Genomic DNA, 22,069 nt, shown 5'->3' on the forward strand with positions numbered 1-22,069 from the left:
GCCGATGCCGGCGGCGCTTGGCGAATCGGTGGGCACCGTGCGTGGGGCTCCAGCGCTGCGGCGGTGCCTTGCGGTGCCGCGCAGACGCATTGGCCAGTTCGTCAGAGCGCATCGATGTCGCGTGCCGCCCGCGGCCCGGCGCCGAAGCCGCGTGGTTCGCGCGCGATAGCCAAGCCGATATCAGCGCTGGGGCCAGTGATCAGTGCGGACCATCCATCCAGCCGCCAATGTCGCCGCATCGGCTTGCCTGTGCGTCCGGGCCGCTGTATGCGCGCAGCGAAAGAAGCGATGCCCCGATCAGTGCTTCGTCGCGCCGTGCCCCGCGGCGCCGATGGCGGCCGCGATCGGCGGTGCGTCCCGCGCTCAGTCCAGATAGGCCTGCATCAGCGTGGCCAGGTGCGCGCGCTCGGCCTCGCGCAGGAACGGGCTGATCAGCAGCATCACCTGCACGATGCCGTGGCGGATCGCCAGTTGCTCGTCCTTCTCGCCGCGCGCGGCGGCGTAGTTGAGCCAGAACGTGGCCACCACCAGCACGTTGGTGGCGATGCCGCCCAGTTCCTGCGCGGTGGCACGCATCGCCCCGGCCTGCGCCAGGCCCTGGAACACCGCCTGGGCGCTGTCGTCGGCGCGGCGCAGGATGCGCGCGAAGCGCAGGCGCAGGCGCCGGCTGCGGCTGAGGATCTCGATCAGGTCGCGGTACAGGAAGCGGTAGTCCCAGATGCACTCGAACACCAGGTGCAGCTGCAACCAGATGTCCTCCAGTCCGGGCAGGCGCGCGCTCGGCAGCTCCAGCGCCGCGTCCATGCGCTCCTCGTAGCGCGCGAACAGGTGCTCGATGATGTCGTCCTTGTTGCGGAAGTGGTAGTACAGGTTGCCGGGGCTGATCTCCAGCTCGTCGGCGATGTGGTTGGTGGTGACGTGCGGCTCGCCCTGCGCGTTGAACATCGCCAGGGCCGTGTCGAGGATGCGCCGGCGGGTGTCGCGTGCCATCAGGCCAGCAGCTTCTTCACCAGGTCCACGTACTTCTTCTGCGCCTCGGCCTGCGGCATGCCCTTGAGCTTGGCCCAGGCCTCGTACTTTGCGGTGCCGACGAAATCGAAGAAGCCGGGCTTGGCGCCGGCGACGTCGCCTTCCGCGCCCTGTTTGTACAGCGCGTACAGGCGCAGCAGGGTGTCGTTGTCGGGACGCTCCTCGCGTTGCTTGATGTCCTTGGCCGCTTTCTCGAAGGCCGCCTTGATGTCTGCCATGTCGCTGCTCCCGCCCGGATCGGGACGCATCACAGCACGGGCGACTGGCCCGGTCAACGCGGGTGGGCCCGGCGCGGTGGCCCGGCGCGCCGGGCGGCCTGCAGGCCCGCGTTCGCGGCGGGCGGGCACACCCAGCGCCGCCGGCACCAGTGGTTGCCTGTCGGCACCGGCGGACCTCGCGTATGCCCGCAGGCGCGCGTGCCCTTGCGCGCGGGTCAGGCGAGGGACGTCGCCTGCGCCTGCGCGCTGGCCTGCGTCTGCGCCTGCCGGGCCAGCGATGCCTTGGCCGCGATCGAGCGGATGGCGTCGGTCACGTCGGCGAGCGGGACGTGGCTGCTCAGGCGCTGGAAGGTGTCGCGGCTGTTGTAGCCGGAGCCGTCCTTGAGGTACTGCTCGTACATCGACAGCAGTTCGGTGCAGGCCGCGGTCAGGGTGTCGACGTTGCCCCTGGCCAGGGCGTGGCCGATCTGGTCGAGACTGTGCAGGCAGTCGGACAGCCAATGCAGGTCGTAGCGCGCGCTGCTCAGCTCCGGCGCGTTGTGGCCGCGGCTGTAGGCGCTGTAGCGGCGGATGCTGCGGGCCACCCGCGCCACGTGCGCGAGCAGCGTGCCGATCTCCGCGGCGATGTCCAGGTGTTCCATCACCAGGATCGGCATCGGCAGCCGCTCCACGGCCTCCTGCGCGGGCGCAGTTTCCTGCGCCTGCAGTTCCAGCGTCTGCCGCAGGCTGGCGTAAGCCTGCTGCAGCGCCTCGAACTCCCGCGCGCTGACCGCCGCGCGCGCCTTGAGCTGCGACAGCGCCGCCTGGTGGCGCGCCAGGCTGTCCTGCGCGCTGGCCTGCTGCTGTTGCTCGCGGCGCAGGCGCCCGAAGAAGATCCAGGCCAACACGGTGGCGGTGAGGGCCCAGAGCGCGACGGCGGGAGTCAGATAGATCAGGATGCCCATGAAGGCTCCTCGAAACGTTGCATCTCTTGTCGGCGTGCAGCCGGCGATCTTGAGCCCCAGTGTCGCAAGGCGTGACCGCGATCGCGCTGCGCGATCCGGAGCGTTCGCCGATGCATCGGTCCATGCGAAGCGCCAGCGCGCTCCCGCTCACGCGCCGCATCCGTCGCCGGGCGCGGCGTCCTGGGCCGCGCAGCGGCGGTTGCCGAGCTTGCGCAGCTCCAGCCCGTCTTGCCAGCGGCTGCCGGGGCGCCGTCGCCGCGGCGGTTGCCGGTTGTCGTGTGGCAGCGGGCGGCGGCGTCCGCCACCGTCTTCGAGGCGCACTCGCGCTCGAGCGCGGCGTGTGCGTCGGCGCCATGCGCGTGCCAGCGGCCTCCATCGCCCCTGGGCACGACCGCGTTTGCGCTGGTGGACCGCGGTGCGCCGCCGCGCCTGCTGCGTGTTCGCAGGCCTTGGCCTCAGCCCAGAATTCCCGGCAGATCCAGGCCCTTGTCCTTCGCGCAATCGAGCGCGATGGCGTACCCCGCGTCGGCGTGCCGCATCACGCCGCTGGCCGGGTCGTTCCACAGCACGCGCGCGATGCGCTTGGCCGCCGCCTCTGTGCCGTCGCAGACGATGACCATGCCGGCGTGCTGGGAGAAGCCCATGCCGACGCCGCCGCCGTGGTGCAGCGAGACCCAGGTGGCGCCGCTGGCGGTGTTGAGCAGGGCATTGAGCAGCGGCCAGTCGGACACGGCGTCGGAGCCGTCGGCCATCGCCTCGGTCTCGCGGTTGGGCGAGGCGACGCTGCCCGAATCCAGATGGTCGCGGCCGATCACCACCGGCGCCTTCAGTTCGCCACTGGCGACCATCTCGTTGAACGCCAGGCCGAGCCGGTCGCGATCGCCCAGGCCGACCCAGCAGATGCGCGCGGGCAGGCCCTGGAACTTGATCTTCTCGGCGGCCATGTCCAGCCAGCGGTGCAGGTGCGGGTTGTCCGGGATCAGTTCCTTGACCTTGGCATCGGTCTTGGCGATGTCCTCCGGATCGCCGCTCAGCGCGGCCCAGCGGAACGGGCCGATGCCGCGGCAGAACAGCGGGCGGATGTAGGCGGGCACGAAGCCGGGGAAGTCGAAGGCATTCTCGACGCCTTCCTCCAGCGCCATCTGCCGCAGGTTGTTGCCGTAGTCCACGGTGGGCACGCCCAGCGCGTGGAAGGCGAGCATGGCGCGGACGTGGTTGGCCATCGAGTCGCGCGCGGCGGCCTCGACGTCCTTCGGCGCGCTCGCACGTTTTTCGTCCCACGCTTCGACGCTCCAGCCCTGCGGCAGGTAGCCGTTGACCGGGTCGTGCGCGGAGGTCTGGTCGGTCAGCAGGTCCGGCTTGACCCCGCGCACCAGCAGTTCGTCCAGCACGTCGGCGACATTGCCGAGCAGGCCGACCGACAGCGGCTTCTTCGCCGTGCACGATTCCTCGATCAGGCGCAGCGCTTCGTCCAGGTCGTCGGTCCAGGTGTCGAGATAGCCGGTGCGCAGGCGCATGTCGATGCTGGACTTGCGGCATTCCACCGCCAGGCACGAGGCGCCGGCCATCACCGCGGCCAGCGGCTGCGCGCCGCCCATGCCGCCGAGGCCGCCGGTGAACAGCCACTTGCCGGCCAGGCTGCCGCCGTAGTGCTGGCGGCCCATTTCCACGAAGGTCTCGTAGGTGCCCTGCACGATGCCCTGCGCGCCGATGTAGATCCAGCTGCCGGCGGTCATCTGGCCGTACATGGCCAGGCCTTTTTTATCCAACTCGTTGAAGTGGTCCCAGGTGGCCCAGCGCGGCACCAGGTTGGAGTTGGCGATCAGCACGCGCGGCGCGTCGGCGTGGGTGCGGAACACGCCGACCGGCTTGCCGGACTGCACCAGCAGGGTCTGGTCGTCGTCCAGGCGCTTGAGCGCGGCGACGATCGCGTCGAAGGACTCCCAGTCGCGCGCGGCGCGGCCGATGCCGCCGTACACCACCAGTTCCTGCGGGCGCTCGGCCACGTCCGGATGCAGGTTGTTCATCAGCATGCGCAGCGGCGCTTCGGTCAGCCAGCTCTTGCAGGTCAGGGTGCTGCCGGTGGGCGCGTGGATCGTGCGGGCGGTGTCGAGACGGGTCATGCGGCGCTCCGGGAGTGGGCGAATTCGAGGCAGGTCGCGAGCACCTGCTGCAGCGTGCGGCGCAGCGGCGCGGCGCGGTCGGGGTCCAGCGGCGTGGGCCAGGTGTGTTCGTCCACGCGTTCGGGTTCGTGCATGTAGCCGCGGCAGGCCAGTTCCATCTGCAGCGCGTGCACGCCGCCGGGGACGTTGCTGTAGTGGCGGGTGATGTAGCCGCCCTTGAAGCGTCCGTTGCGCACATGGCGCATGCCGCTCGCCGCGCACAACTGTTCGACCGCGTCGGCGAGCGCGGGGTCGCAGCTGGTATCGGGCGCACCGGCGGGGCCGGCGGTGCCGATGTTGAACTGCGGCAACTCGCCGTCGAACAGGTGCGGGATGTGCGAGCGGATCGAGTGCGCGTCGTACACCACCACGGTGCCGTGGAGCGCGCGCAGGCGGGCGATCTCCGCGGCCAGCGCGGCGTGGTAGGGCGCGAACCAGGTGGCGCGGCGGTGGGCGATCTGCGCCGCGTCCGGGCCGTGGCCGTCGCGGTACAGCGGCTGGTTGTCGAAGGTGGTCAGCGGGCACAGGCCGGTGGTGTTCTGGCCCGGGTACAGCGAGACGCCGCTCGGGTCGCGATTGAGATCGATCACCGAGCGCGACACCGTGGAGCGCAGCGTGGTCGCGCCCATGTCGCGGGCGAACGCGTACAGCTCGTGCACCCACCAGTCCGCGTCGCGGCGCGCCAGCCACGGCGAGACGAAATCCGCGGCCAGGGCGTCCGGCAGCTCAGTGCCGGTGTGCGGAAAGCTGACGATCAGTGGCGCGTCGCCGCGGTGGATGTCGAGCCAGTCGGGCAGGGATGTCATGCAAGGCCTCGCGTTCTTGCGTTCTTTCTGTAGGAGCGGCTTCCACCGCGACCGAGTGTCATCGGGAAAGCGCGGTCGCGGCTGAAGCCGCTCCTACAGGGAGCATGGTCAGGAAACGGCATCGGGCAGCGGCAGGCCGATCGTCTCGGCCAGCGCGCCATCGCGCACCAGCGCGGTGGCGGCCAGCATGTCCGGATGGAAATAGCGGTCGTCCTGCAGCGCCGGCACCTGCGCGCGCAGCAGCGCGCGCGCCGCCTCCAGCGCGGCGCTGGAGGTCAGCGGCGCATGGAAGTCGCAGCCCTGCGCGGCGGCGAGCAGCTCGATGCCGACCACGTTGGCCGCGTTCTCGGCCATCGCCAGCAGGCGCCGTGCGCCGTGCGCGGCCATCGACACGTGGTCTTCCTGGTTGGCCGAGGTCGGGATCGAATCGACGCTGGCCGGGTAGGCGCGCTGCTTGTTCTCCGACACCAGCGCCGCGGCGGTGACCTGCGGGATCATGAAGCCGGAATTGAGCCCCGGCTTCGGGGTCAGGAACGCCGGCAGCCCGGACAGCGCCGGGTCCACCAGCATCGCCACGCGGCGCTCGCTGATCGAACCGATCTCGCACACCGCCAGCGCCAGCATGTCGGCGGCGAAGGCCACCGGTTCGGCGTGGAAGTTGCCGCCGGACAGCGCCTCGCCGGTGTCGCTGAACACCAGCGGGTTGTCGGACACGCCGTTGGCCTCGATCGCCAGCGTGGTCGCGGCCTGGCGCATCACGTCCAGCGCCGCGCCCATCACCTGCGGCTGGCAGCGCAGGCAGTACGGATCCTGCACGCGCACGTCGTTGTCGCGGTGCGAATCGCGGATCGCCGAGCCGCGCATCAGTTCGCGCAGCGCGGCGGCGGTAGCGATCTGCCCGGGCTGGCCGCGCAGGGCGTGGATGCGCGGATCGAACGGGGTGTCCGAGCCTTTCGCCGCTTCGGTGGACAGCGCGCCGGCGACCAGCGCGGCATGGAACACGCGCTCGATCTCGAACAGCCCGGCCAGTGCGTAGGCGGTGGAATATTGGGTGCCGTTGAGCAGCGCCAGGCCTTCCTTCGCGCCCAGCGCCAGCGGCTGCAGTCCGGCCTGCGCCAGCGCCTCGTGCGCCGGCAGGCGCCGGCCGCCGACGAAGGCCTCGCCGACGCCGATCATCACCGTCGCCAGGTGCGCCAGCGGCGCCAGGTCGCCGGACGCGCCGACCGAGCCCTGGCACGGCACCACCGGCACCACGTCGTGGCGCAGCAGCGCTTCCAGCAACGCCAGCGTGGCCGGGCGCACGCCGGAGGCGCCCTGCGCCAGGCTGGCCAGCTTCAGCGCCATCATCAGCCGCACCACCGGCGCCGGCATCGGCTCGCCGACCCCGGCCGCATGCGACAGCACGATATTGCGCTGCAAGGTGTCCAGGTCCTCGCGCTCGATGCGCACGCTGGCCAGCTTGCCGAAGCCGGTGTTGATGCCGTACACGGGATCGCCCTTGGCGACGATCGCCTCCACCGTCCGCGCGCTGCGCAGCACCGTGTCGGCGCAGGCCGGGTCCAGGCGCACGCCGGCGCCGCGGTACACGTCGCGCCAGTGCGCCAGGCTCACCGCGCCGGGGCGCAGCAGGATCTCGTGGTCGTTCATTGTCCCCTCCAGATGCGCGCATGCAGCGGATTGAAGCCCATGCGGTAGACCAGTTCGGCCGGTTCCTCGATGTCCCAGATCGCCAGGTCGCAGTGCAGCCCGGCGCGCAGCCGGCCGACCTGCTCCTGGCGTCCCAGCGCGCGCGCCGCCTCGCGGGTGAAGCCGGCGATGCATTCGGCCACGGTCATGCGGAACAGCGTCGCCGCCAGGTTCATCGCCAGCAGCGGGCTGGTCAGCGGCGAGGTGCCGGGATTGCAGTCGGTGGCCAGCGCGCGCGGCACGCCGGCGGCGCGCAGCGCGGCGATCGGCGGCAGCTGCGTATCGCGGGTGAAGTAGAACGCGCCGGCCAGCAGCACCGCCACGGTGCCGGCGGCGGCCATCGCGGCGACGCCGGCGGCGTCCAGATACTCGACGTGGTCGGCCGAGCGCGCGCCGTAGCGCGCCGCCAGCGCCGCGCCGCCCTGGTTGGACAGCTGCTCGGCATGGATCTTCAGCGCCAGGCCGTGGCGCTGCGCGGCCTGGAACACCTGCTCGGTCTGCGCCGGGGTGAAGGCCAGGTGCTCGCAGAACACGTCCACCGCTTCGGCCAGGCCCTGCGCGGCGACCGCGGGGATCATCCGTTCGCAGACCTCGTCGATGTAGGCCTGCGCATCGATGCCGGGCGGCACCGCATGCGCGCCGAGGAAGGTCGGCGATACCGCGACCGGGCGCAGTTCGCCCAGGCGCCGCGCCACGCGCAGCAGGCGCAGTTCGTCGTCCAGGCTCAGCCCGTAGCCGGACTTGATCTCCACCGTGGTCACGCCCTCGGCCAGCAGCGCGTCCAGCCGCGGCAGGCTGGCGGCGAGCAGCGCATCCTCGTCGGCGGCGCGGGTCGCGCGCACGGTGGAGAGGATGCCGCCGCCGGCGCGGGCGATGTCGGCGTAGCTGGCGCCGAGCAGGCGTTGCTCGAACTCGCCGGCGCGGTTGCCGGCGTAGACCAGGTGAGTGTGGCAGTCGATCAGGCCGGGACCGATCCAGCGCCCGCCGCAGTCGACGCTGTTCAGCGCGGCCAACGGTTCGGGCAGCGCCGCGGCGGCGCCGGCATAGACGATGCGGCCGTCGCGGCAGGCGACCACGCCGTCGCGGACCAGGCCCAGGCCACCGTCCTCGGCATCCAGCGTCATCAGGTGGGTGTTGTGCCAGAGCGTGTCGCAGGGCATGGTCACGGGCAGGCTCGTCGGTTATTTTGTATATACAATATTGCGGGCGATGGAGGGTGTCCAGTGCAGACCCTGGTGCAGCAGCAGGCGGGCGGGAACGAGGCGACGACCGGTTTCTGGTGCGCGCAGGCGCTGCTGCCGGATGGCTGGGCGCGCGACGTGCGGATCGCGCTGCGGGGTGGCCGCATCGCCGCGGTGCAGTCCGGCGTGGCCGCAGTGCCCGGCGACCACGCACTGGCGATCGCCGTGCCCGGCCTGGGCAACCTGCACAGCCACGCGTTCCAGCGCGGCATGGCCGGGCTGACCGAACTCGGCGGGCGCAGCGGCGACAGCTTCTGGAGCTGGCGCGAGCTGATGTACCGCTTCCTGCAGCGGCTGGACCCGGACAGCATGCAGGCCATCGCCGAGCAGGCCTACGTGGAAATGCTCGAGGCCGGCTTCACCCGCGTCGGCGAATTCCATTACCTGCACCACGCCGCCGATGGCCGGCCGTACGCCGACCGCGCGGAAATGGCGCAGCGCCTGGCCGCCGCCGCGCACACCAGCGGCATCGGCCTGAGCCTGTTGCCGGTGTTCTACGCGCATGCCGACTTCGGCGGCGCCGCGCCGAACCCCGCGCAGCGGCGGCTGATCCACGACGTGGACGGCTACGCCGAGCTGCTCGACGGCAGCCGTCGCGCCCTGCGCGGCCTCGACGACGCGGTGCTCGGCATCGCGCCGCACAGCCTGCGCGCGGTCACCCCGGACGAGCTGGCCGCGCTGCTGCCGCTGTGCGACGGCCCGGTGCACATCCACATCGCCGAGCAGACCCGCGAGGTCGAGGCCTGCCTGGCCTGGAGCGGGCAGCGGCCGGTGCAGTGGCTGCTGGCGCATGCGCCGGTGGACGCGCGCTGGTGCCTGGTCCATGCCACCCACGTCGATGCCGACGAAGTGCGGGCCATCGCCGCCAGTGGCGCGGTGGTCGGCCTGTGCCCGATCACCGAGGCCAATCTCGGCGACGGGCTGTTCCCGATGCGCGCGTTCGTCGACGCCGGCGGCCGCTTTGGCGTCGGCTCCGATTCCAACGTGCTGATCGATGCGGCCGAGGAACTGCGCCTGCTCGAATACGGCCAGCGCCTGCAGCTGCGCGGGCGCAACGTGCTCGCCGGCGACGCCGCGGTCTCCAGCGGCCGCTTCCTGTTGCAGTCCGCCGCGCAGGGCGCGGCGCAGGCGCTGGGCGTGGCGCAGGGTCTGTGCGCGGGCGCGCCGGCCGATCTGGTCGAACTGGATCCGGCGCATCCGGCGCTGTGCGCGCGCAACGGCGACGCCTTGCTCGACAGCTGGATCTTCGCCGCGCGGCGCGGTGCGGTGCGCTCGGTCTGGCGCAACGGCCGCGCGCTGGTGCGCGACGGCCGCCACCATCGCCGCGACGCGGTCGCCGCAGCCTATGCGCGGGCGCTGACCGCGCTGCTGGACGCATGATGCCGCGCCGCCTGCTGCGCGCCGCCGTGCAGGAGCGCCGATGAGCCAGCCCCGGCGCGCGGCCACGCTCAACCAGCGCATCCGCAGCGACATCGAAGGCCGCATCCGCAGCGGCGAATGGCCGCCGGGCCATCGCATCCCGTTCGAGCACGAGCTGATGGCGCAGTACGCCTGCTCGCGGATGACGGTCAACAAGGTGCTGGCGCTGCTGGCCGACGCCGGCATGATCGAACGCCGCCGCCGCGCCGGTTCGTTCGTGGCGCGGCCGCATCCGCACATGGAGCAGGTGGCGCTGGAGATCCCCGACATTCCGGTCGAGGTCGCCGCGCGCGGCCACGCCTACCGTTTCGAACTGCTCGAGCGGCGCCAGCGCGCGCCGCGCGCCGCGTTGCCGCAGGAGGCCGCCGTCGCCGCCGCCGGCACGCTGCTGTCGCTGCATTGCCTGCACTACGCAGACGGGCGCCCGTTCGCGCTGGAGGAGCGGGTGATCAATCCGGTGGCGGTGCCCGAGGCCTTGCAGATGGATTTCGCGGTCACCGTGCCCGGCAGCTGGCTGCTGCAGCACGTGCCGTGGACCCGCGCCGAACACCGCATCAGCGCAGTCGGCGCCAGCCCCGCGCAGGCGGCGCGCCTGCAGGTGGCGGCCGGCACCGCCTGCCTGCTGATCGACCGGCAGACCTGGCGCGGCGAACAGGCTGTGACCTTCGTGCGCCAGGTATTCCTCGGCGACACCTACGACCTGGTGGCGCGGTTCTCGCCGGGCGCGCGCTGAGTTCGGCGCGGTCGCGGAAACCCTCGTGCCGGCGGCGCCCGATGCTGCGCCGCCGCACGGCGGCATGCCCGCGCCATACCCCGGCGTGCGTTTGTCCTGCCTGCCGCACTCTGGCAAGTTAGCGCCCAGGACGGGGCGAGGGGCCGCGGCCGCACAACGAGGGATGGTTGGGCATGACGTATTTCGTGACGGGCGCCACCGGTTTCATCGGCCGTTATCTGATGGCCAACCTGATGCGGCGCAAAGGCCTCATCCACGTCCTGGTCCGCAAGGAGTCGCAACGCAAGTTCGACGCGCTGGTGCGCGAGCAGGGCTGGGACGCCAAGCGCCTGGTGGTGCTGCACGGCGACGTCGGCGCCGACTGCTGCGGCCTGGACAACGCGCAACGCAAGGCGCTGCACGGCAAGGTCCGGCACTTCTTCCACCTGGCCGCGCTGTACGACCTCACCGCCAAGGCCGAGGCGCAGCGCGTGGCCAATCTCGACGGCACCCGCAACGCGCTGGAGCTGGCCGCGCAGATCGGCGCCGGCATCTTCCACCACACCAGCTCGATCGCGGTGGCCGGGCTGTATCCGGGCATCTTCCGCGAGGACATGTTCGAAGAGGCCGAAGGCCTGGACGATCCCTACCTGCGCACCAAGCACGACGCCGAGGCGCTGGTGCGCGCGGAAACCCGGATCAAGTGGCGCATCTACCGCCCCGGCATGGTGGTCGGCGATTCGCGCACGGGCGCGATCGACAAGATCGACGGGCCGTACTATTTCTTCCCGCTGATCAAGAAACTGCGCCAGCTGCTGCCGCCGTGGGCGCCGATGCTCGGCATCGAGGGCGGGCGCATCAACCTGGTGCCGGTGGATTTCGTCGCCGACGCGATGGACCACATCGCGCACAAGCCCAAGCTCGACGGCCACACCTTCCACCTCACCGATCCGGAACCATTGCGCGTGGGCGAGGTGCTCAACGTGTTCTGCCGCGCCGGCCACGCGCCGGAGATGACCCTGCGGGTGGACGCGCGGATGTTCGCGTTCGTGCCCTCGGGGATCCGCGCCGCGCTCGGCGGCCTGCCGCCGATCCGCCGCTTCACCGGCATGCTGCTGCGCGACTTCCGCATCCCGCGCGAGGTGCTGAAGTTCATCACCTATCCCACGCGCTTCGACAGCCGCGAGACCGAGCGCGCGCTCAAGGGCAGCGGCATCGCCGTGCCGCGGCTGGAGGACTACGCCTGGCGCCTGTGGGACCACTGGGAACGGCACCTGGACCCGGACCTGTTCGTCGACCGCACGCTCAAGGGCAAGGTGCGCGGCAAGGTGGTGCTGATCACCGGCGGTTCCTCCGGCATCGGCCTGGCCACCGCGCAGCGCGTGGCCGAGGCCGGCGCCACCACCATCATCGTCGCGCGCGGCGAGCAGGAGCTGCACGCCGCGCGCGATGCGATGAACGCCAAGGGCGGCAAGGTGTTCGCCTACACCGCCGACCTGTCCGACCTGGCCGGCTGCGATGCGCTGCTCAAGACCGTGCTGGAGGCGCACGGCCACGTCGACGTGCTGATCAACAACGCCGGCCGCTCGATCCGCCGCTCGATCGAGCTCAGCTACGACCGCTTCCACGACTTCGAACGCACCATGCAGCTGAACTACTTCGGCAGCCTGCGCCTGATCATGGGCGTGCTGCCGGGCATGACCGCGCGGCGCAAGGGCCACATCATCAACGTCAGCTCGATCGGCGTGCTGGCCAACTCGCCGCGCTTTTCCGCCTACGTGGCCTCGAAGGCGGCGCTGGACGCGTGGAGCCGCTGCGCGCAGGGCGAACTGTCGGGCAAGGGCATCAGCTTCACCACGGTCAACATGCCGCTGGTGAAGACGCCGATGATCGCGCCGACCAAGATGTACGACAGCGTGCCGACGCTGAGCGTGGACGAGGCCGCCGACCTGATGGTCAAGGCGATCATCGAGCGCCCGAGCCGGGTGGCCACGCGGCTGGGCATCTTCGCCGCGCTGGTCAACGCGGTCGCGCCGAAGGCCTACGAAGTGGTGATGAACACCGCCTTCGAACTGTTCCCGGACTCGGCCGCGGCCAAGGGCGACCGCAAGGCGATGCGCGAAGCCAAGCCGAGCCAGGAGCAGATCGCGTTCGCGGCGCTGATGCGCGGGGTCCATTGGTGAGGGGCCGGGATTCGGGATTGGGGATTGGGGATTCGTAAGAGCGGCTTTGCCGTGCCGGATGCAACACCGGCACGATGGACTCGCATTAGCCAACACGCTTGCGAATCCCTGTTCCCGGATCCCGAATCCCGCTCAGAGCCAATCCCGAATCCCCGATCCCGAATCCCGGCTCACATCGTCCTGCACTGTCGCCAGCGCACCGGCTCGTCGTGGCCGGGGCGCGGATTAAGCTGGATGCGCACGGTGCGCAGCGAGGGGTAGCGCTCCACTTCCCTGCAGATCCGCGGCAGCACCTGCGCGTCGTCGCCGCTGCGGTCGATCACCAGCGTCATCTGGGTCTGCCAGATGCCGCGGATCACGCCCGGCGTCCTGGCCAGGGCCTTGGAGAGCGCCTGGCGATAGCCGGCTTCGGTGGCGGGGTCGGGCTCCGTGGTCGACGGCGTGGCCCCGGCCACGGGCGCTGCGCTGGGGCGCGCTGCGGCGCGTGTTGCAGCGGTGGCGGCCGGGCGCGTGTCGGGCGCGACGGCCGGTGCTGGTGCGGACGCGGCAGGGGCGGACGCGGCAGGAGCGGGTGCGGGAGGTGCAGGCGTGCCGGGGGCGGGCAGCGCGGCGCTGGACGCGGCATCGGCGCTGCGCTGCTGCAGCGCCAATCCGCCCAGCCCCACCAGCAGGCCCAGGGTCAGCGCGGCCAGCGCGGCGATCGCGGTGTGCCGCTGCGCACGCCGGCGGCTGGCGCCGATCACGCCGTCCTCCAGTTCGCTGGGCAGGTAGGGCTTGAGCATCGGCCAGATGCGGCGGCCGTCGAGGATCTCCACCGACTGCTTGTCGGCAGCGGCGATGCCGTCGCGCTGCACCTTGCCCTCGGTGATCAGGATGCCGCCCTGCGCGCCCATCAGCCGCGCCGCGGCGCCCAGTTCGTTGACCGCGGCCGAGCCGATCCGGTAGGCGCGGCCGTGCTTGCACGACAGCAGCCAGCGCGCATCGCCGCGGGTCATCACGAAATCGCTTTGCGGCTCCAGCGCCGCGTCCGCATCGGCCGCGTCGTGCAGGTCGCGTTGCTCGCGCATCGCGCGCCGCACCATGCGCGAGAAGTCGCGCCAGTGCAGTCCGGCCAGGGCGTGCAGTCCGGCAGTGGTCTCGTTCTCGCGGCGGCGCACCAGCCACAGGTAGAGCGTGGCAGCGAGCCAGGCCGCGACTGCCAGAACCATTGCCACTATCCAGTGAAACATGCACGCACCCGCATCACGCTGATCGATGACGCCAGTTTATCGCCAGCGTGTCACGGCGCCGGGAAGGCGACAGCGGGGAACGGCGGACAGAAGAAGACCCGCCAGTCCGAAGCCGAGAGGGGAGGGGAGCAAACGGTCTTCAGATGGACTGGCGGGTCCGTCCCGATTGTCCGAAAAAATCTGCTGCTTTGCAACAAATCGTCATTCGGACGTGGCGGGCGGCGCGGCGCGCTTGCGGCTGGCGCGCTTGGGCGCGGGCGCGGCGCTGGCCACGACCGGGCCGGCGCGGCGGCGCGCCGGCGCCTGCTTGGCCGGGGCGGACTTGGGCGCGGCGGGCTTCTTCGCCGCTTTCCTGGCGGCCGGCGCCTTGGCCGGGGCCTTGCGCGCGCTGCGTCCGCCGCCGAGATTGCGCAGCTCGGCGTTCAAGGCGTCCACCCGCTCGACCAGGGTGCCGAGGTCTTCGCGGCTGGGCACTTCCAGCCTGCGCAACGCGCGCTGCACCCGGTCCTCGAACACCTTCTCCAGCCGGTCCCAGGTATCGACGGCGCGTTCGCGCGCCTGGCCGACCCGGTTCTCGACCGCATCGCGGACCGCATCGACGCCGCCGCCGGCCAGCTTGCGCGTGCTCTGTTCCAGGGTCAGTCCTTCCTTCACCAGGGTCTCGAACAGCTTGCCGCCTTCGGCCTGGGCGCGGCCGAACGCGCCGACCCCGGCCAGCCACACCTGCTGCGCCGATTCGCCCAGGCGCTTGGACAGCTTTTCCGCCTGCGCCTGCAGGCCCTCGTCGCTGGCGGCGGCAGTCTTCTTCTTGCGTGCGGACTTCTTCAACGTGGCCATGGCGATGTGGTTCCTTCGGGCGGTTGGGTGGCGGGTTCGAGACTCACGGCGTTGGTTAGAGTAATCACACCAGCGCCACGGCGCCTCAGTCGGCGGGAGCCGGCGGCGGACGCCGCGTGCGGCGGGCGGCGCGGCGCCTGGCGATGACCTGGTCGACGTCGTCGAGCGCGCGGCGCAGGCGTGCGGTGGTCTCGGTCATGCGCCGCGGCTGCACGTCCACGCCATCGGTGAAGGTGCGATGGCGATCGTTGAGGATCTGGTGGCGCAGGGCGATGCCGTGCGCGGCCAGCATCGGCTCCAGCACTTCGGCATTGCGGCGCAGGTCGGCCAGGGTGTTGCGGTAGGCCAGCTGGCAGACGCGGTGGCGCGCGGCGTAGCTGAACAGATTGGTGAAGAACAGTTCGCTGTTGTCGGCGTTGGGCTCGAACACCAACTGGTCCACGCGCGGATATTGCCGCGCGTACTTTTCCAGCCCGACCTGCATGCGCGATTGCAGCAGGGTGCGGAAGGTCTGCGACAGCACCGCCGGCAGGCCGCCGCTGAGCAGCCGCGCGCGGTCGACCTGGCCATTGCGGCGCGGCGCGTGGGTGGCGTCGTAAGGCACCAGCGGGTTGATCCCGATCATCAGGTCGATGCCGCGCTCCAGCAGGGTGGAGGCGTGCATCGTGCGCCGCAGCGCGCCATCGACGTAGTGGCGGCCGTCGATCTCCACCGGCGGGTACAGCCCCGGCAGCGCGGCGCTGGCCTGCACCGCCAGCGAGATCGGCACCTGGTCCAGGCCCGGCTCGCCGAAGCGCACGGTGCGGCCGCTGTCCAGGTCCACCGCGACCACGAACAGGTCCGCCTCCAGCGTGCGGAAATCGTTGCTGCGGCCGCGCCGGCTGAACACGTCCTGCATGAAGCGCTCGACCCCGGCGTTGTCGAACAGGCCGCTCGGCACCAGCCCGCCGAAGCGGGTGATCAGGTCCGACCAGCGGGTCTTGCGCGGTTCGGTCAGCAGGTCGTACCACCAGCCGTAGGCGAGCTTGGGCAGGGTCGCGGCGCGGCGCAGGTACTCGTAGACGTTGGGGCGCAGGAAATCCTCGGGCCGGAAGTGCGCATCGTCGCTGTTGCCGGTGACGAAGATCCGGCAGATCTCGGCGCTGCTGATGCGATTGGCCAGCCCGGCGGTCAGGAACGCGCCGGAACTGACCCCGACGTAGCAGTCCAGCCGGGTCAGGTCGAGCCCGTCCAGGGCATCGTCCAGCGCACGCAGCGCACCGAGTCCGTACATGCCGCCGATCGGGCCGCCGCCGGCGATGGCCAGGCCGATGCGGCCATGGGAACGGGGGCGTGGCGAGGCGCTGTGGAGGGAAAGCATGCGCGGTCCGCAAGAGGCGTTGGCCCGAGTGTAGCCGAGCGGCATGATGCTTGCGGTCGTGCTCGGCTGCGACCATCATCGGCGCCCATGGCGCGCAGCTCTCCCGTCCTGGAACGACTCGGCCGCCGTCTGGCGTGGCACCAGGCCGTGCACGATCCGGCGCACGAACCGCGCAACGCGCTGCGCTGGCTGCAGGAACTGCGGCGCTGGCAGTCGCAGCGGCTGGAGCGCAGCTTCGAGCATTTCCTGGAAGACCCGCAACGGCGCCCGGCGGCGATGTTCTTCCTCACCGACGTCTATGGCGACCGCGATTTCAGTCGCCGCGACGCCGACATCGTCAAGGTGCTGCCGATGATGCAGCGGCTGATGCCGGCCACGCTGCTGGACACGGTCGCCGACGGCATCGAATTGGGCGCGCTGACCCACGCCCTGGACCTGCGCATGGCCGAGGCGCTGCAGGCGCTGGCGCCGCGCCGCAAGCGGCTGGACGACGACCTGTACGCCGAGGCCTATCGGCAGACCGGCCTGCGTCGCCTGCGCCTGCACCAGATCGACCTGATCGCCAGCGTCGGCCTGGGCCTGGCCACCGCGGTGCACACTCCGGGCGTGCGCATGCTGCTGCGCTTCGCGCGCGGCCCGGCCAAGGCGGCGGGCCTGTCGGAGTTGCAGGGGTTTCTGGAGCGCGGCTTCGACGCGTTCTCCAAGCTCGGCGACGCCGAGGGCTTCATCGGCGACATCGAGAGCACCGAGCGCGAGGTGTCGCGGCGCCTGTTCGCCGGGCACCCGCAGCCGTTCGCGTTCGATTGAGCCGGCGCGGCGCAGCGAGTCGCGTTCGCGCCGTACCCTCACCGTCACCCCCTCTCCCGAGGGGAGAAGGGCTCGCCGCTCAGCCCAGCTTTTCGGCCAGCACGCGGCGGATCTCGCTTTCCACCGTGCCCTTCAGCGCCGACAGCAGGAAGCCCAGCTCGGCGGTGACGTGCACCTGCTTGGGCAGCAGTTCGATGCGCCCGTCCACGCCGGAGCGCGAGAACAGCAGCGCGTCGCCGTCCCAGCGCGATTCCAGGTCGAAACGTTCGGACAGCTTCTTGGCGGCGGTTTCGATCGCCTTGCGCGCCTGCGCGGGGGTCTTGTCGTGGTCGTGGCGGATGTCGATGCTGGACATGCTGGCTCCTGTGCGGGCATGCGGCCCGCGTAAACGATCAGGCATTGTGCGTATGCGCGAAGTGTTGTCCAGCCGCGGCGCGCTTCTTCCGGCGCGGGCAACCTGCTAGGCTCCCCGCCGTGCCCGACCTGCAAGTCCATTTCAGCAACCGCCAGCAACCCGACCGGCCCCTGCGCGCGGGCGTGCACCGCATCGTGCGGCAGGCCTCCGGGCACGTGGGCGTGGTCGACGACACCCAGGGCGCGCTGCTGCTGGCGCAGTTCTGCCTGGACCGGCGCGGGCTGTGGCTGCAGGTGGCCAACGGCGCCCGCGGCATCCACGTGAACGGGCGTCCGGTGCGGCGCATGGCGCTGCTGCGCGCCGGCGACGCGGTCTATGCCGATGGCGTGGAAATGGTGGTGCAGGGCGTGTGCGCGCCGCTGCAGCGCCTGCCCGACGTGGCCGACGGCGAGGTCGACGATCCGCGGCTGGTGCTGCGCGGCGTCGGCGGCCAGCACCATGGCCGCAGCTACACCCTGGACCGCGTGCGCTGCATCGGCCGTCTGCGCGACTGCGACATCTGCATCGACGATCCGGCCTTCGCCGAGCGCCACGCGCGCCTGGAACGGCATGGCGAGCGCGTGCTGCTGCGCGGGCTCGGCGATGCGCAGACCCAGGTCAACGGCAACGCAGTGCACGATTGCTGGCTGCAGCCGGGCGACCAGTTGGTGTTCGACGCGCAACACCGCTTCGTGCTGGAAGTGCCGCAGGCCGCGGCCGGCGAGCCGCTGAAGCACGATCCAGCCAGCGCCGCGCCGGCGGCGGACACAGCGGACGCCGTCCCACGCACCGCCACCGCCTTGCGTTGGCCGTGGCTGCTGCTCAGCGCGCTGCTGCTGGCGGCCGCGCTCAGCGGGCTGCTGTGGTTCGGCGCGCGCTGAGCGCCCGCCAGCCGCGCCAGCCCAGCAGCAGCGCCAGGATCGCCGCGTACAGCAGCGGTTCGCGGATGTCCGACTTCACCAGCCACCAGAAATGCAGCACCGCCAGCACGCCGATCGCGTAGATCGCCTTGTGCAGCTTGCCCCAGTTGCGCTTGAGCCGGCGCATCCAGCCCTGGGTGGACGTGACCGCCAACGGGATCAGCAGCAGCCAGGCGGTGAAGCCGACGGTGATGTAGGGGCGCTTGACGATCTCCTCGAAGATCTGCGCCCAGTAGCCGCGCAGGTCCAGGCCCAGGTATACGCCCAGGTGCACGCAGGCATAGAAGAACGCGTACAGCCCGAGCATGCGCCGGAAGCGCAGCAGCGCCGGTTGCCCGGTCAGCTGCCGCAACGGCGTGATCGCCAGGGTCAGCAGCAACAGGCGCAGCGCCCACAGCCCGGTGCGGTGCTCGATCTCGGCCACCGGGTCGGCGCCGAGCGCATCGCTGCCGGCCTGCCAGACCTGCCAGAACTGCCAGCCCAGGTAGGCCAGCGGCGCCAGCGCCAGCGCGTGCACCAGCGCCTTGGCCACGATCAGAGAAGCGGACGTCTTGGCCATGCGATCTCAGTGCGTCCCCGGACGCGAGTCATCCATCCCATCGCGCGCGCGCGTGCAGGCCGGCCGCGCGCCGGCCCAATCCCGAATCCCCATTCCCCGATCCTGGCTCAATACCATTTCTTCAGGTCCATCCCCGCATACATCCCCGCCACCTGCTCGGCATAGCCGTTGAACGGGCGGGTCGGGATGCGTTCGGCGAACAGCTTGCTGGCCTTGCCGGCGATGCGGCGCTCGGTCTTCTGGCTCCAGCGCGGATGGTCCACCGCCGGATTGACGTTGGAGAAGAAGCCGTACTCGGACGGCTGCAGCTCGTGCCAGGCGGTTTCCGGCATGCGCTCGACGAAGCGGATCTCGACGATCGACTTGATGCTCTTGAAGCCGTATTTCCACGGCACCACCAGCCGCAGCGGCGCGCCGTTCTGCTGCGGCAGCGGCTTGCCGTACAGGCCGGTGGCGAGCAGGGTGAGCGGGTTCATCGCCTCGTCGATGCGCAGTCCCTCCTTGTACGGCCAGTCGATCGAGCGGTAGCGGATGCCGGGCATCTGCTGCGGGTCGGCCAGGGTGGTGAAGGCGACGTACTTGGCCTTGGCGGTCGGGGCGAAGCGCTTGAGCACCGCGGCCAGCGGCACGCCCAGCCACGGGATCACCATCGACCAGCCCTCCACGCAGCGCAACCGGTAGATGCGCTCCTCGGGCGTGTTGCCCTTGAGCAGGTCGTCCAGCGCCAGGGTGCCGGGCTTTTCGCATTCGCCGGACACCTTCACCGACCACGGCACGGTGCGCAGGGTCTTGGCCGCCTTGGACGGATCGGTCTTGTCGGTGCCGAACTCGTAGAAGTTGTTGTAGCTGGTGACATCCTCGTAGCGGGTCAGCTCCTCGCTGGTGCGGAAGCCGCTGCGCGCCTGTTCCGGCGTCACCACGGTCTTCGGCGGGGCCGGCGGTTCGGCCTCGGCGCAGCCGGCCAGGCCGATCGCCGGGGTCAGCGCCAGCGCCTGCAGCAGGCGCCGCCGGTCGCGGTAGACCGCCTCGTCGGTGATCTCGCGGCTGGGAATGTTGAGCACATCGCGCAATGACATGACTGACTCCTGGAGGACGGGCGACCGCGGACGACTTCGCTACAGACTACGCCTGCGCCGGCGAATGGATGCAAATGCAACCTAAATTGCCCGGGCCGCAAGCTGGTGCGCTGCGGCATACTACGGGTCTTGTCCGATAGGTGCCCCATGACGCGCGCGTTCAATTTCAGTGCCGGCCCCGCTGCATTGCCGGAATCGGTCCTGCGCCAGGCGCAGGCGGAGATGTTGGAGTGGAACGGCGTGGGCGCCTCGATCGTGGAGCTGAGCCACCGCGGCGCCGAGTTCATGGCGGTGGCCGCCGAAGCCGAGGCCGACCTGCGCCGCCTGATCGGCATCTCTGACGACTACGCGGTGCTGTTCCTGTCCGGCGGCGCCACCACCCAGCAGGCGCTGCTGGCGCTGAATTTCGCCGCACCCGGGCAGACCGTGGACTACGTGGTGACCGGGCACTGGGGCAAGACCGCGATCAAGCAGGTCACCCCGTACGCCAACGTGCACGTGGCCGCCAGCAGCGAGGCCGGCGGCTTCCACGACCTCCCGCCGCGCGACAGCTGGCGGCTCAGTGCCGACGCCGCCTACGTGCACATCACCGCCAACGAGACCATCCACGGCGTGGAGTTCCGCGATGCGCCGGACGTGGGCCAGGTGCCGCTGTTCGCCGACTTCAGCTCCAGCATCGCCGCCGAGCCGATCGACGTGTCCAAGTACGCGGTGATCTACGCCGGCGCGCAGAAGAACCTGGGCCCGGTCGGGGTGGCGGTGGTGATCGTCCGCAAGGACCTGTTGCAGCGCAGCGGCCAGCCGCGCGCCGACATCTTCGACTACCGCTCGCACGCCGCGCGCGATTCGATGCTCAACACGCCGCCGACCTGGAACTGGTACCTGGCCGGGCTGGTGTTCAAGTGGATGCTGGCCGAGGGCGGGGTGGAGGAATTCGCGCGCCGCAACCAGGCCAAGTCGGCGCTGGTGTACGCGGCGATCGACGGCTCCGGCGGCTTCTACCGCAACGACGTGGTGGCCGGGGCGCGCTCGCGGATGAACATCCCGTTCTTCCTGCCGGACGAGACCCTCACCGCGCGCTTCGTCGCCGAGTCCAAGGCGGCCGGGTTGCTGGCGCTGAAGGGCCACAAGGCGGTCGGCGGCATCCGCGCCTCGCTGTACAACGCGATGCCGGTGGCCGGCGCGCAGGCGCTGGTCGCGTTCATGCGCGACTTCCAGCAACGCAACGGCTGAGCCGTCCCCTGTAGGAGCGGCTTCAGCCGCGACCGGATCGCCCACAGGCGATCCGGAACATCGAGGAACACGATCCATGGCTTCAAAGCCGAAGAAATCCCCAGCCGCAGACGCCAAGCCGAGCAAGGCGAAATCGAGCGGCACCGCCAAGGCCGCGGCCGCGGCGCCGGCCCTGGCCGACGTGCGCGCCAAGATCGACGAGATCGACCGCAGCATCCAGGCGCTGATCGCCGAGCGCGCGCAGTTCGCGCACCAGGTCGGCAAGGCCAAGGGCAAGCTCGCCGCGGCGGTGGACTACTACCGACCCGAGCGCGAGGCGCAGGTGCTGCGCATGGTGGTGGACCGCAACCAGGGCCCGCTCAGCGACGAAGTGCTGGTGCACGTGTTCCGCGAGATCATGTCGGCGTGCCTGGCGCAGCAGGAGCCGCTAAAGATCGGCTACCTCGGCCCGGAAGGCACCTTCAGCCAGCAGGCGGTGCTCAAGCACTTCGGCCGCTCGGCGGTGGGCCTGCCGATGGCGACGATCGAGGAGGTGTTCCAGGAAGTGGAGAGCGGCAACGCCGATTTCGGCGTGGTGCCGGTGGAGAACTCCGGGCAGGGCACGATCCAGGTCACCCTGGACATGTTCCTGACCTCGAACCTCAAGATCTGCGGCGAGACCGAACTGCGCGTGCACCAGTATCTGCTGTCGCGCAGCGGCCGGCTGGATGCGATCGAGCGGATCTATGCGCATCCGCAGTCGTTCGCGCAGACCGCCGGCTGGCTGCGCGCGCACCTGCCGAAGGTGGAGAAGATCCCGGTGTCGAGCAATGCCGAGGGCGCGCGGCGCGCGCGCAATGCGGAGGATGCGGCGGCGATCGGCGGGGAGAGCGCGGCGCATGTGTATGCGCTGAAGAAGGTGATCATGAAGTCGATCGAGGACGACGACGACAACACCACGCGCTTCCTGGTGATCGGGCGGCAGATCTTCCCGCCGTCCGGGCACGACCGCACCTCGGTGCTGGTGTTCATCCACGACAAGCCGGGCGCGCTGTTCGACGTGCTCAGTCCGTTCGCGCGGCATGGGATCAGCATGAACCGGATCGAGTCGCGGCCGTCACACCAGGCGAAGTGGGAGTACGGATTCTTCATCGATCTGGCCGGGCATGTGGAGGACGAGGCGATGAAGCAGGCGCTGGCGGAGTTGAAGGCGCATTCGGCGCAGATCAAGGTGCTGGGGTCCTATCCGGTGGCGGTGCCTTGATCTTGCTGGTG

Annotated in this window: 20 protein-coding genes and 1 pseudogene; 7 read left to right on the forward strand and 14 right to left on the reverse strand. The window is 70.8% G+C overall.

Going from position 1 to position 22,069, the window contains the following annotated elements; translation table 11 throughout:
- Window positions 1-104: 104 nt before the first annotated feature.
- From OCJ37_RS09265 to hutI, 8 genes and pseudogenes are all read right to left on the reverse strand, one after another.
- Window positions 105-239: pseudogene (locus OCJ37_RS09265) on the reverse strand (tropinone reductase); the annotation flags it as partial.
- 124 nt (window positions 240-363) lie between these two features.
- Entirely contained in the window at window positions 364-990 is a 627-nt protein-coding gene (locus OCJ37_RS09270; protein ID WP_263113354.1) for a TetR/AcrR family transcriptional regulator, read from the reverse strand.
- A complete protein-coding gene (locus OCJ37_RS09275) occupies window positions 990-1,247 on the reverse strand; it encodes an acyl-CoA-binding protein (protein ID WP_184410100.1) in 258 nt (85 codons plus the stop codon). Before OCJ37_RS09275 ends, OCJ37_RS09270 begins: the two co-directional genes overlap by 1 nt.
- Before the next feature lie 215 nt (window positions 1,248-1,462).
- Window positions 1,463-2,191: a hypothetical protein gene (locus tag OCJ37_RS09280; protein ID WP_263113355.1), complete on the reverse strand. Its 729-nt coding sequence runs from the start codon at window positions 2,189-2,191 to the stop codon at window positions 1,463-1,465.
- 455 nt (window positions 2,192-2,646) lie between these two features.
- Window positions 2,647-4,314: a urocanate hydratase gene (gene hutU / locus OCJ37_RS09285; protein ID WP_263113356.1), complete on the reverse strand. Its 1,668-nt coding sequence runs from the start codon at window positions 4,312-4,314 to the stop codon at window positions 2,647-2,649.
- Entirely contained in the window at window positions 4,311-5,159 is an 849-nt protein-coding gene (gene hutG / locus OCJ37_RS09290; protein ID WP_263113357.1) for an N-formylglutamate deformylase, read from the reverse strand. The genes hutU and hutG overlap by 4 nt, the downstream gene beginning before the upstream one ends.
- A gap of 108 nt (window positions 5,160-5,267) precedes the next feature.
- Window positions 5,268-6,806 (reverse strand): histidine ammonia-lyase, encoded by a 1,539-nt coding sequence (hutH, locus tag OCJ37_RS09295; RefSeq protein ID WP_263113358.1) that lies wholly within the window; start codon window positions 6,804-6,806, stop codon window positions 5,268-5,270.
- On the reverse strand, window positions 6,803-8,005 hold the full coding sequence (hutI, locus tag OCJ37_RS09300; RefSeq protein ID WP_263113638.1) for an imidazolonepropionase: 1,203 nt from the start codon (window positions 8,003-8,005) through the stop codon (window positions 6,803-6,805). The genes hutH and hutI overlap by 4 nt, the downstream gene beginning before the upstream one ends.
- 63 nt (window positions 8,006-8,068) lie before the next feature.
- On the opposite strand from hutI, the gene OCJ37_RS09305 reads away from it, so the two are divergent.
- From OCJ37_RS09305 to OCJ37_RS09315, 3 genes are all read left to right on the forward strand, one after another.
- Window positions 8,069-9,466, forward strand: a complete 1,398-nt coding sequence (locus OCJ37_RS09305) for a formimidoylglutamate deiminase (RefSeq protein ID WP_263113359.1) — start codon at window positions 8,069-8,071, stop codon at window positions 9,464-9,466.
- A 40-nt stretch (window positions 9,467-9,506) separates the two neighbouring features.
- The gene (gene hutC / locus OCJ37_RS09310; protein WP_263113360.1) at window positions 9,507-10,238 is read left to right on the forward strand and encodes a histidine utilization transcriptional repressor HutC; all 732 of its coding nucleotides are present in this window, start codon (window positions 9,507-9,509) and stop codon (window positions 10,236-10,238) included.
- Between the two features lie 173 nt (window positions 10,239-10,411).
- Complete coding sequence (locus OCJ37_RS09315; RefSeq protein ID WP_263113361.1) at window positions 10,412-12,400, forward strand: SDR family oxidoreductase; 1,989 nt, start codon at window positions 10,412-10,414, stop codon at window positions 12,398-12,400.
- Window positions 12,401-12,570: 170 nt separating this feature from the next.
- On the opposite strand, the gene OCJ37_RS09320 is transcribed toward OCJ37_RS09315, so the two are convergent.
- The 3 genes from OCJ37_RS09320 to OCJ37_RS09330 all read right to left on the reverse strand — a co-directional run bounded on the left by OCJ37_RS09320 (window position 12,571) and on the right by OCJ37_RS09330 (window position 15,826).
- Window positions 12,571-13,602, reverse strand: a complete 1,032-nt coding sequence (locus tag OCJ37_RS09320; RefSeq protein ID WP_263113639.1) for a restriction endonuclease — start codon at window positions 13,600-13,602, stop codon at window positions 12,571-12,573.
- Window positions 13,603-13,830: 228 nt separating this feature from the next.
- Window positions 13,831-14,466: a phasin family protein gene (locus OCJ37_RS09325; RefSeq protein WP_263113362.1), complete on the reverse strand. Its 636-nt coding sequence runs from the start codon at window positions 14,464-14,466 to the stop codon at window positions 13,831-13,833.
- 85 nt (window positions 14,467-14,551) lie between these two features.
- Complete coding sequence (locus OCJ37_RS09330) at window positions 14,552-15,826, reverse strand: patatin-like phospholipase family protein (protein WP_263113363.1); 1,275 nt, start codon at window positions 15,824-15,826, stop codon at window positions 14,552-14,554.
- Between the two features lie 87 nt (window positions 15,827-15,913).
- Between OCJ37_RS09330 and OCJ37_RS09335 the strand changes: the two genes are divergently transcribed.
- On the forward strand, window positions 15,914-16,633 hold the full coding sequence (locus OCJ37_RS09335) for a DUF8198 family protein (RefSeq protein ID WP_263113364.1): 720 nt from the start codon (window positions 15,914-15,916) through the stop codon (window positions 16,631-16,633).
- A 79-nt stretch (window positions 16,634-16,712) separates the two neighbouring features.
- Here the strand turns inward: OCJ37_RS09335 and OCJ37_RS09340 are convergent, their stop codons facing one another.
- Window positions 16,713-16,988 carry a polyhydroxyalkanoic acid system family protein gene (locus OCJ37_RS09340; protein ID WP_145706328.1) on the reverse strand — a complete coding sequence of 92 codons (276 nt, stop codon included), beginning with the start codon at window positions 16,986-16,988 and terminating at the stop codon, window positions 16,713-16,715.
- Between the two features lie 119 nt (window positions 16,989-17,107).
- Here OCJ37_RS09340 and OCJ37_RS09345 point away from each other — a divergent pair, with 119 nt between their 5' ends.
- Complete coding sequence (locus OCJ37_RS09345) at window positions 17,108-17,908, forward strand: FHA domain-containing protein (protein WP_263113365.1); 801 nt, start codon at window positions 17,108-17,110, stop codon at window positions 17,906-17,908.
- On the opposite strand, the gene msrQ is transcribed toward OCJ37_RS09345, so the two are convergent.
- On the reverse strand, window positions 17,877-18,506 hold the full coding sequence (msrQ, locus tag OCJ37_RS09350) for a protein-methionine-sulfoxide reductase heme-binding subunit MsrQ (RefSeq protein WP_263113366.1): 630 nt from the start codon (window positions 18,504-18,506) through the stop codon (window positions 17,877-17,879). The genes OCJ37_RS09345 and msrQ overlap by 32 nt on opposite strands.
- A 107-nt stretch (window positions 18,507-18,613) precedes the next feature.
- Window positions 18,614-19,582 (reverse strand): protein-methionine-sulfoxide reductase catalytic subunit MsrP, encoded by a 969-nt coding sequence (gene msrP / locus OCJ37_RS09355; protein ID WP_263113367.1) that lies wholly within the window; start codon window positions 19,580-19,582, stop codon window positions 18,614-18,616.
- Between the two features lie 147 nt (window positions 19,583-19,729).
- On the opposite strand from msrP, the gene serC reads away from it, so the two are divergent.
- Window positions 19,730-20,815 (forward strand): 3-phosphoserine/phosphohydroxythreonine transaminase, encoded by a 1,086-nt coding sequence (gene serC, locus OCJ37_RS09360; protein WP_263113368.1) that lies wholly within the window; start codon window positions 19,730-19,732, stop codon window positions 20,813-20,815.
- Between the two features lie 76 nt (window positions 20,816-20,891).
- On the forward strand, window positions 20,892-22,058 hold the full coding sequence (gene pheA / locus OCJ37_RS09365; protein ID WP_263113369.1) for a prephenate dehydratase: 1,167 nt from the start codon (window positions 20,892-20,894) through the stop codon (window positions 22,056-22,058).
- The last annotated feature ends 11 nt before the right edge of the window (window positions 22,059-22,069 follow it).

The organism is Xanthomonas sp. AM6 (genome assembly GCF_025665335.1).
Taxonomy (GTDB): domain Bacteria; phylum Pseudomonadota; class Gammaproteobacteria; order Xanthomonadales; family Xanthomonadaceae; genus Xanthomonas_A.

Bases quoted from the DNA above. Each gene is read 5' to 3' on its own strand.
- msrP (WP_263113367.1), bottom strand. From the start codon at position 19,582: ATGTCATTGCGCGATGTGCTCAACATTCCCAGCCGCGAGATCACCGAC.
- msrQ (WP_263113366.1), bottom strand. From the start codon at position 18,506: ATGGCCAAGACGTCCGCTTCTCTGATCGTGGCCAAGGCGCTGGTGCAC.
- OCJ37_RS09325 (WP_263113362.1), bottom strand. From the start codon at position 14,466: ATGGCCACGTTGAAGAAGTCCGCACGCAAGAAGAAGACTGCCGCCGCC.
- OCJ37_RS09275 (WP_184410100.1), bottom strand. From the start codon at position 1,247: ATGGCAGACATCAAGGCGGCCTTCGAGAAAGCGGCCAAGGACATCAAG.
- hutG (WP_263113357.1), bottom strand. From the start codon at position 5,159: ATGACATCCCTGCCCGACTGGCTCGACATCCACCGCGGCGACGCGCCA.
- OCJ37_RS09340 (WP_145706328.1), bottom strand. From the start codon at position 16,988: ATGTCCAGCATCGACATCCGCCACGACCACGACAAGACCCCCGCGCAG.
- hutU (WP_263113356.1), bottom strand. From the start codon at position 4,314: ATGACCCGTCTCGACACCGCCCGCACGATCCACGCGCCCACCGGCAGC.
- hutC (WP_263113360.1), top strand. From the start codon at position 9,507: ATGAGCCAGCCCCGGCGCGCGGCCACGCTCAACCAGCGCATCCGCAGC.
- pheA (WP_263113369.1), top strand. From the start codon at position 20,892: ATGGCTTCAAAGCCGAAGAAATCCCCAGCCGCAGACGCCAAGCCGAGC.
- serC (WP_263113368.1), top strand. From the start codon at position 19,730: ATGACGCGCGCGTTCAATTTCAGTGCCGGCCCCGCTGCATTGCCGGAA.
- OCJ37_RS09335 (WP_263113364.1), top strand. From the start codon at position 15,914: ATGGCGCGCAGCTCTCCCGTCCTGGAACGACTCGGCCGCCGTCTGGCG.
- OCJ37_RS09330 (WP_263113363.1), bottom strand. From the start codon at position 15,826: ATGCTTTCCCTCCACAGCGCCTCGCCACGCCCCCGTTCCCATGGCCGC.
- OCJ37_RS09270 (WP_263113354.1), bottom strand. From the start codon at position 990: ATGGCACGCGACACCCGCCGGCGCATCCTCGACACGGCCCTGGCGATG.
- hutI (WP_263113638.1), bottom strand. From the start codon at position 8,005: ATGCCCTGCGACACGCTCTGGCACAACACCCACCTGATGACGCTGGAT.
- OCJ37_RS09280 (WP_263113355.1), bottom strand. From the start codon at position 2,191: ATGGGCATCCTGATCTATCTGACTCCCGCCGTCGCGCTCTGGGCCCTC.
- OCJ37_RS09315 (WP_263113361.1), top strand. From the start codon at position 10,412: ATGACGTATTTCGTGACGGGCGCCACCGGTTTCATCGGCCGTTATCTG.
- hutH (WP_263113358.1), bottom strand. From the start codon at position 6,806: ATGAACGACCACGAGATCCTGCTGCGCCCCGGCGCGGTGAGCCTGGCG.